The organism is Halomonas sp. TH-94 (assembly GCF_057473365.1).
Window position 1 is genome coordinate 1 of sequence record NZ_JBYCKL010000116.1, and the last position, 1,517, is coordinate 1,517.

Annotated in this window: 3 protein-coding genes and 1 pseudogene; all 4 read right to left on the reverse strand. The window is 56.1% G+C overall.

All coding sequences use genetic code 11. The annotated features are described in order from the left end of the window. A pseudogene (locus tag AC2VNO_RS19460) lies at positions 1-103 on the reverse strand (universal stress protein); the annotation flags it as partial. Positions 104-227: 124 nt separating this feature from the next. Continuing rightward, on the reverse strand, positions 228-917 hold the full coding sequence (locus tag AC2VNO_RS19465) for a hypothetical protein (RefSeq protein WP_486935679.1): 690 nt from the start codon (positions 915-917) through the stop codon (positions 228-230). 38 nt (positions 918-955) lie between these two features. Further along, positions 956-1,303, reverse strand: a complete 348-nt coding sequence (locus AC2VNO_RS19470) for a putative quinol monooxygenase (protein ID WP_486935680.1) — start codon at positions 1,301-1,303, stop codon at positions 956-958. A gap of 71 nt (positions 1,304-1,374) precedes the next feature. Further along, positions 1,375-1,517 (reverse strand): universal stress protein (locus AC2VNO_RS19475; RefSeq protein ID WP_486935681.1); only part of this gene is annotated, 143 nt, incomplete at its 5' end.

Consider the following 1,517-nt stretch of genomic DNA (forward strand, 5'->3'; position numbering starts at 1 on the left):
AGGTCAGCGGCGCCCCGAGCGCAAGGCTGGCCCAGGCGGCGTAGTCGCACACCCCGGTAGAGAACTGCGAGCCGTCGATGGCGGCCATTACCTGTTCGGTCATCGTGTCGTTTCCTGGCTGGCGTATGTCGTCATTCTCCCTCTTCGTTTCTACCTCAGAGAAAGAGCCTTGGCCAGGTGACAGATCATTGTCTTCAATCATCGACCCTGAGAAAACCATAGACGCTTTAGCGGTGCTGGTTAGCTTGATGCCTGACTGACGAGGCCCTACCGTTAACACGCTGCCAACGTCTAGCCAGCAATACGAATTCGATGACCGCAATCAATATCAGCCCATAGCCGAGCAACTCCACCACCTCTTCCGCAGCGTTTTTGAAGGTTCGCACATAGTTTTCCTCCAGAACGGCCATCCAAAAGCTCTGACGGCCATAGAGACGGGAGAAAACATAAGTCACCAATACGCCAGCGGCGAACAAGCCAAAGGAAAAGCTGTTGCCGTACCAGGCAAACTCTTCGATAAATCGTCGGCGCTCCTTTATTACCCAGTACAGACTCGGCACGATGATCAACGCCACCAGCACCTTCCAGGTATGCCGGGCCACCCAGGTATCCAGCCAATAGTCCTGCTCGCGAATGAAGGAGCTGAAGACGAAGGCGAACATCAGCAGCGTAATGGTTGGCCACACACGCAGCACTTGGCGTACATAGAGAAGCAGCATGGCGCTCGTCAACAGCAGCACGCTCTGGGCCAGCTCGGTGAACCCGAGCTCCGAGAATCGGCCGCCCGGGTGATATAGCGCTTCATAATAGCTGCCCTGAGCAAGAGCTGCGATGAAGAGCATATATATCAGGGTCCTCAGGCAGCTCATGCCGAAGCTTATGGACCCATTTCCGCCTGAGCAGGGAGAGGTGGGCATAGTAAGACCTGTTCGCACTTCACCAAGTGGTATCGGGGTCAGAACTGAGGTGCATCGAAGTCGTGGGGCTCATCAGTATAGACGCATACATTGGCGTCCTGTACGTCTCCCTCGGGTGACTGTACGTGAGTGACGAAGAACTCCTGGATCTCACGACGGTTACAGTGCGCCTCGAACGCTTCGCGGCTGGCCCAGACCTCGTGAAAGACGATCGGATAGCTGGCACCTTGCGCATTCGGATGGTCGATGTGGCGGGTCACCGTGTACTGCAGGCAACCATCTTCCCGGTGCGTATTAGGCTCCAATGCCTGCAGTGCTTTGAACAGGGCTTCTTCCCTGCCTGGCTTGGGCTTGAAGCTGGCGATACAGAAGATCTTGCTGGACATACTTTTTCCTTTCCATCAAGTCCATCAAAAGCCGGCACGCTTCACGCATGAAGGGCCGGCAGGGGTAAATTTCAGCGCAGAAGCAGAATCGGCACTTGGCTCTTGCGCAGCATGTCGGTGGTGGTGCTACCCACCAGCAGATGGCGGATGCGCGAGTGGCCGTAGGCCCCCATCACCAGCAGGTCGATAGCGTGCTCTTCCTTGTAGGTACGAA

Coding starts and splice junctions, on each gene's coding strand:
- AC2VNO_RS19465 (WP_486935679.1), bottom strand. CDS start 917: ATGCCCACCTCTCCCTGCTCAGGCGGAAATGGGTCCATAAGCTTCGGC.
- AC2VNO_RS19470 (WP_486935680.1), bottom strand. CDS start 1,303: ATGTCCAGCAAGATCTTCTGTATCGCCAGCTTCAAGCCCAAGCCAGGC.